The 6,374-nt window shown below is 64.3% G+C and carries 3 protein-coding genes and 2 rRNA genes; 4 read left to right on the top strand and 1 reads right to left on the bottom strand.

Features of this window, described 5'->3' with window-relative positions:
• The 4 genes from rrf (D2E24_RS09570) to D2E24_RS09555 all read left to right on the top strand — a co-directional run.
• Positions 1-103: ribosomal RNA gene (rrf, locus tag D2E24_RS09570) — 5S ribosomal RNA — on the top strand; the annotation flags it as partial.
• 99 nt (positions 104-202) lie between these two features.
• A 5S ribosomal RNA gene (rrf, locus tag D2E24_RS09565) occupies positions 203-319 on the top strand.
• A 208-nt stretch (positions 320-527) separates the two neighbouring features.
• Positions 528-5,390: a discoidin domain-containing protein gene (locus D2E24_RS09560; RefSeq protein ID WP_125969103.1), complete on the top strand. Its 4,863-nt coding sequence runs from the start codon at positions 528-530 to the stop codon at positions 5,388-5,390.
• A 170-nt stretch (positions 5,391-5,560) separates the two neighbouring features.
• Entirely contained in the window at positions 5,561-5,812 is a 252-nt protein-coding gene (locus D2E24_RS09555; protein WP_125969102.1) for a hypothetical protein, read from the top strand.
• A gap of 37 nt (positions 5,813-5,849) precedes the next feature.
• On the opposite strand, the gene D2E24_RS09550 is transcribed toward D2E24_RS09555, so the two are convergent.
• Entirely contained in the window at positions 5,850-6,245 is a 396-nt protein-coding gene (locus tag D2E24_RS09550) for a DUF4235 domain-containing protein (protein ID WP_125969101.1), read from the bottom strand.
• Positions 6,246-6,374 lie beyond the last annotated feature (129 nt).

The following is a 6,374-nucleotide window of genomic DNA, read 5'->3' as shown; positions in this document are numbered from 1 at the left end:
CCCAGGTGAGACGCCCGGTCCCTTTCCGAACCCGGAAGCTAAGGCCTGGCACGGCGATGGTACTGCACTCGATAGGGTGTGGGAGAGTAGCACACCGCCGCATCACACATCGAATCCCCGGTAGAGCCGGCAACGGTTCCCGGGGATCACTCATATAACCCCTGTGCCGCACGCGTGACGTGCGGGTTGATAATTCAAGATTTGCGGTGGTCATGGCCCAGGTGAGACGCCCGGTCCCTTTCCGAACCCGGAAGCTAAGGTCTGGCACGGCGATGGTACTGCACTCGATAGGGTGTGGGAGAGTAGCACACCGCCGCATTCACTTCAGAGATCCCCGGTAGAGCCCAGCTCCCGGGGATTTTTCGTATCCGGATTCATTCTGCACATCGCCTTCTCCGTCACGGTCCTGGAACAGCCGGTCGGAGGCGACCCATATGCTTGACTAGGGTTCCCACGCCGACACGATTCGACGAACCACGGCCAACGGTGGCCATGGAACCAGAACCCGTCAATAGAAAGGACATGCGATGAAGCATGTATTCAAACGCCTGCTGGGCGGAGCCGTCGCGACGGCATTGACCGTCGCAACGTTCCAGGTCACGGCGTACGCCCAGGACGATGCCCCGCCGACAGGAGCATCCGCAGCCGAAGTGACGCTCGACGGCGACACGGTGACCATCGGCAACGATCAGATCGCCCGAACCTTCTCCACGGCGGACGACAGGCTCACCACCACGACGATCGACAACAAGCGCGCAGACCGGCAGTACACGCCCCAAGCCGGCGCAAGTCAGGAATTCATCGTCAGAATGACGAAGAACACCGGCGAAACGAAACCGCCGACCGGCATCGACCGCAGCGCATGGACCGCCACCGCATCCAGCGCCGAAACCAGCAGCGAAACCAGCGGCCCCGAAAAGGCGATCGACGGCGACCCCGCGACCATGTGGCACACGCAATACAGCAGCGGCACCCACAACTACGACACCGGCCACTGGATCCAGTTCGCACTCGGCGAGGAAACCACCTTCCAGGCGTTCTCCTACACGCCACGGCAATCCGGCACCAACGGCAACATCAGCACCTACCGACTGCTGTACTCCAACGACGACACGGCACCCACCGAAGACGACGCATGGCAGGTCGCCAAAGACGGCAGCACCGACGCCACCGCCCTCGTCTACGACGGTACGAACCCGATCTACGTGAACCTCGACCAGCCCGTGACCGCACGATACGTCAGACTCGAAGCGCTCTCCTCCGCCAACGGCCAGCAGTTCGCCGGATGCGCGGAATTCAACCTGTACGAACGGCAGTACATCGCGCCTGGCGCCTCCCAGGACTACGACTTCACCTCCAGCGACCTGACCCTGGACGGCGAACCGCAGGTCAACGACACCACGGCCACCATCAACAAGCAGGAGAAAACCGGCAAGGAACTCGTCTTCACCTTCCAGCCGTACCGGTTCCGCGGCGTCGACTACAGCATCAAGGAACACGTCGTCATGTACGACGGAGACCATTACATGCGCAAGTTCATGGAGATCTCCGTACCCGCCGAACAGCAGGACGACGCGATCATCGACTTCATCGACCTCGAATCGCTGGCCGTCGACGACACCGACTCCACCTGGACGATTCCGACCGATCAGGGCGGCGTCGTGCAGATGAGCCAATTCCACGCGAACCTGGGCCAGCCGATCTACATCGACGGCATGTTCCTCGGCAGCGTGTTCCCCGAAACCGACACGCAGATCGCCGACGGCACCGGATACATGCGCTACTACACCGGCAAATCGTTCGACCGACTCGTCCAGGACGGACAGGCCGGCCTCAGCGACGACGGCGGCACCGTGACCTACACCACCTGGCAGACCGTTGTCGGCGCGGCGCGCAGCAGCGACAACGCGGTCATCCAATCCGACTTCTACGACTACATCGACGACATCGCCACGCCGACCGAGTTCCGTGCACAATACAACTCCTGGTTCGACAACATGATGTACATCGACGATACGAACATCCTCGAATCATTCCAGGAAGTCGACAAGCAGCTCGGCGCAGCCGGCGCCGAACCGCTCGGATCCTACGTCGTGGACGACGGCTGGAACAACTACAACAAGACCACGCCCACCGACAACGACAAGATCCGCCGATCCGGCACCACCGTCAACGAGGACGGCTTCTGGACCTTCAACACGAAGTTCCCCGACGGACTCACCCCGTCGAGCGACCTCGTGCAGAAGCTCGGCAGCGACTTCGGCGTATGGGTCGGCCCCCGAGGCGGCTACAACTTCTACGGCGAGCTCGCCGACATCATGGCCACCAGCGGCAAGGGATCCAAAGCCGGCGGATCGATCGACGTCGCCGACCGCGAATACGTGAGGAACTTCGCCGACATGGCCACCGCATGGCAGGACGAGTACCACGTCAACTACTGGAAGTGGGACGGCTTCATCGACCAGGCGCAGTACAACCAGTTCCCCGCCACGGACGGCATGCCCGGCTACGCGAACCGGCACATGACCGGAGGCCACGAACACATGTACCACGTGACCGACATGTGGGAGGCATGGATCGACCTGTTCGACCAGGTGCGCGCCAACGGCGAGCAGAACGGCATCGACGACCTGTGGATCTCGCTGACCTGCTACACCAACCCGAGCCCGTGGTTCCTGCAATGGGCCAACTCGGTATGGATCCAGTGCATCCACGACCAGTCCGACGCCGGTGACGGCAGCAAACTGGACAAGCAGATGAACTACCGCGACGCCGCCTACTACGATTTCATCAACAACCACCAGTTCCAGTTCCCGCTCACCAACCTGTACAACCACGATCCGATCTACGGCGTCGAAGGCACCGGCATGACCGTCGACAGCGCCACCGACGAACAGTTCGCCAACTACCTGTACACGCAGGCCAGCCGTGGCACCTCGTTCTGGGAGCTGTACTTCTCGCCCAGCATCATGACCACCGGCAAATGGCAGGTGACCGCGGAATTCCTCGCATGGGCCGAAGCGAACAACCACATGCTGCGCAACGCCAAGATGTTCGGCGGCTCGCCCAACACGAACGTCAAGCTCAGTTCGGTAGGCGGCAACGGCACGGCGAACACCTACGGGTACTCCGGATTCGACGGGACCGACGGCCTCATCATGATCCGCAACCCGAAGAACACCGCCGCGGACGTGACCTTCACATTCGACGCCGCCAACGGCGTGCCCATCGACTCCGGCGACTACGTCTACACGCTGGAACACGTGTACAACCCCGCCGACGACGACACCGCCAAGGACCAGCCGAGCGACGAGACGCTCGCATCCGGAACCGGGACGTTCACCTACGGCAGGCAGTACACGTTCACCCTGCAGCCGCAGGAATCCGTCACCTTCCGCGTCGCCAAGACGAAGGAGACGACCGCGCCGACCATCACGTCGCTGTCCAGCGACGGCGACCGGACGCTCACCGTCGGATTCGACGAAGCGGTCAGCCTGACCGCCGACGACGGACTGACCGTCGACGGCGCCGACGTGGAGCGCATCGTGCCGTCCGCCGACCGCGTGACCTTCGCGATCACGCTCAAGGAGACACCGAAGAACCTCGCCACGCTCACCGTCCGCGCCTCGTCCGCACTCAAGGACCTGGCCGGCAACGGCGCCGACGACACCAGAAGCGTCACCTACCGTAAGGGCAACAAAGTGGCGAGCCTGCCCGAAGCCGACTACGACGGTACCACGGCGAACCTCGGCACCAAGGGCCGTTCGCTCAACGGCGCCACCGGCTTCACCGTGACGGCCGACGTGACCACAACGTCCGCGGACGCCGTGCTCGCCGCCCAGCCCGCAGGCTACACGTTGGGCATCGACGGAAGCGGCCACGCGTACGTGACGCTCGACGGCGTCACCGCCACCGGCTCGTCCGTCATCAACGACGGCCAACGGCACCGCGTCACGGCCGTCAAGGAGAACAACGGCATGCTCAAGGTGTACGTGGACGGCGCCCTCGACGGATCCGCATACCAGGCCGGCAACAAGACGTACGAGATCCCCGCCGGCGCGGCCACGGTCGGCTCGCCGGCCTTCACCGGCACGCTGTCGATCGCGGTCTACGACACCGCCCACGGCTACGACACGATCAGGGACGCCAACACCGCTCCCGTCGTGGAGAACGCCGCGCTCAACAAGACCGTCACCATGGGATGGGCCGACGGATCCACCGGGACGATGGGCAACACCCAGCGTCCCGGCAGCATGGCTGTCGACGGTACCATCGACACCAACAACTACGGCGAATTCGGCAAGGACGACACCGCCAAGGGATCCTGGCTGCAGGTCGACCTCGGCACCATCCACAGCATCCAGAACACCGACGGCGGCGAGAACGACGCGGTGAAACTGTACCGCTACTGGAACGACGGCCGCACCTACAAGGGCTCGGTGATCGTACTGTCCGAAGACGAGACGTTCGACGCGAACGACACCGTCATCTACAACGCCGACAGCGACGACGTCTTCGGCTTCGGAGCCGGCGACGACGCCACCTACGCCGAGACGTCCTCCGGCAGGGGATTCACCGTACCGGCCGGCACCAAGGCACGGTACGTGCGCGTCTACATGCAGGGCACGGCCACCGGCACCACGAACCACATCGTGGAACTGCAGGTGTACGGCAAGCGCGAAACCGCCGCGCCGGCCCCGGACGACACCGATCGGTCCGAGCTCACGGCCCGTCTCGACGTCCTGGCCAAGGTCGGGACGGACGGCAAGACGACCTCCAGCGTGCAGGCGTTCACCGCGGCCATCGAACAGGCCCAGCGGGTGCTCGATGCGGACGACGCCACACAGCAGCAGATCGACGACGCCGTCAACGCGTTGGAAGGCGCCGAAGGACTGCTCGTCGCCCGCGCCGACACCACGGCGGCGCAGGACATGCTGCAGACCGCACAGGGCAAGAACGAGGTGGATTACACGGCCGAATCGTGGGAGCCGTTCGCAGCGGCCCGCGACGCTCTGGCCGCGGCGCTCGCCGACCCGTCCGATCTGACGCAGGAGAACCTCGACGGACTGGTCGCCGCGGTGTCCGAGACGATGGGCGCGCTGGTCGCTAACGGCGGCGGAACGGATCCCGACCCGGAGCCGGAGCCGGAGCCGAAACCGGACCCTGATCCTGATCCTGATCCTGATCCCGAGCCCGATCCGGAACCCGAGCCGAAGCCGGAAGTAAAGCCCGAGACCAAGCCGGAAACCAAGCCGGAGACCGCACCGGACGGGAAGACGAGCGACAAGCTGACCGCCACCGGCTCCGATGTGGTCGTGCTCGGCATGGTGGCGACGATGCTCGCCATCGCCGGAGCCATCGCCTACGGCATCCGCCGTCGCAGGGCGTAAGGAACCGGCCGGCACGATGACGTGCAGGACGGATCATATCCGGACCTGCACGCCATCGGAACCGTGATGGGACGCTCATTCCGGAGCGTCCCATCATCGTATGCAACACGATCCGCCGCGGGCTCCGGTACCCGATGAAATCAAGGCGATGACCTAGACTCGGGGATGCTATGCACTACTTCATCCCCAAACGTTGCACCGAGTCGAACAAGATCATGTATCACGACCGGGCGCAGGCGCAGCAGGCGGCCGACCAGAGCCTGCGCGAACGCGGCGCCGAACTGTGGGTGTACCAGTGCCAATACTGCGGCAGCTGGCACCTGACGCACCGCGACCCCAACAGCGGCTACCGCGCGGTACCGCTCAACCAGCAGATCAAACCGCACTCGCGCAAGAAAGGCTACAAGCCGCGCCGACGCTAGCCGGAGCGGAGACGACCTCGGGGTCCCGGAATACGGGTCAGCGGGCGATACGGCGGCGATGACGACGGTCGACGAGCGCCTGCGAACCACGGTTCGACAGATGCGATACGGCGGCGCCGAACGCGGCCGACAATCCGGCGAACAGGATGCTCATCAGCACGCTCTCGCGCTCGTCGACGACGCCGTCGCCCAGACGACCATCGGAGGACGGGGCGCCGGCCTTGCGACCGCCGACGGTGCGGTTCCACAGCATCGTGAACAGCTGTCCGGCGACCAGTCCGGCCAGGGACGGCAGGACGGACTTCAGGAGCTTGTCACCCAGGGAATCGGGGTCGTTGAGTCGCTTCTCACGCATCGCGTCCACCTTCTCGTTGATCCGGTCGAAGACGGCGATGACGGCATCGGCGCTCGACGTAGGCTGGAAATCGGTCATACGACCATTATCCGGCGAGAACGCGACGCGACGGATGAACGGCATCGTCGGATGAGGGACGGAATGGCGGCCCCCGCATACGGATGGGACGACGCGAATACGGAACACGGGCGAACGACGACGCGAATA

The sequence above is a fragment of the Bifidobacterium samirii genome, from assembly GCF_003952945.1.
GTDB lineage: Bacteria > Actinomycetota > Actinomycetes > Actinomycetales > Bifidobacteriaceae > Bifidobacterium > Bifidobacterium samirii.
This window is presented reverse-complemented; position numbering and strand designations above follow the sequence as displayed.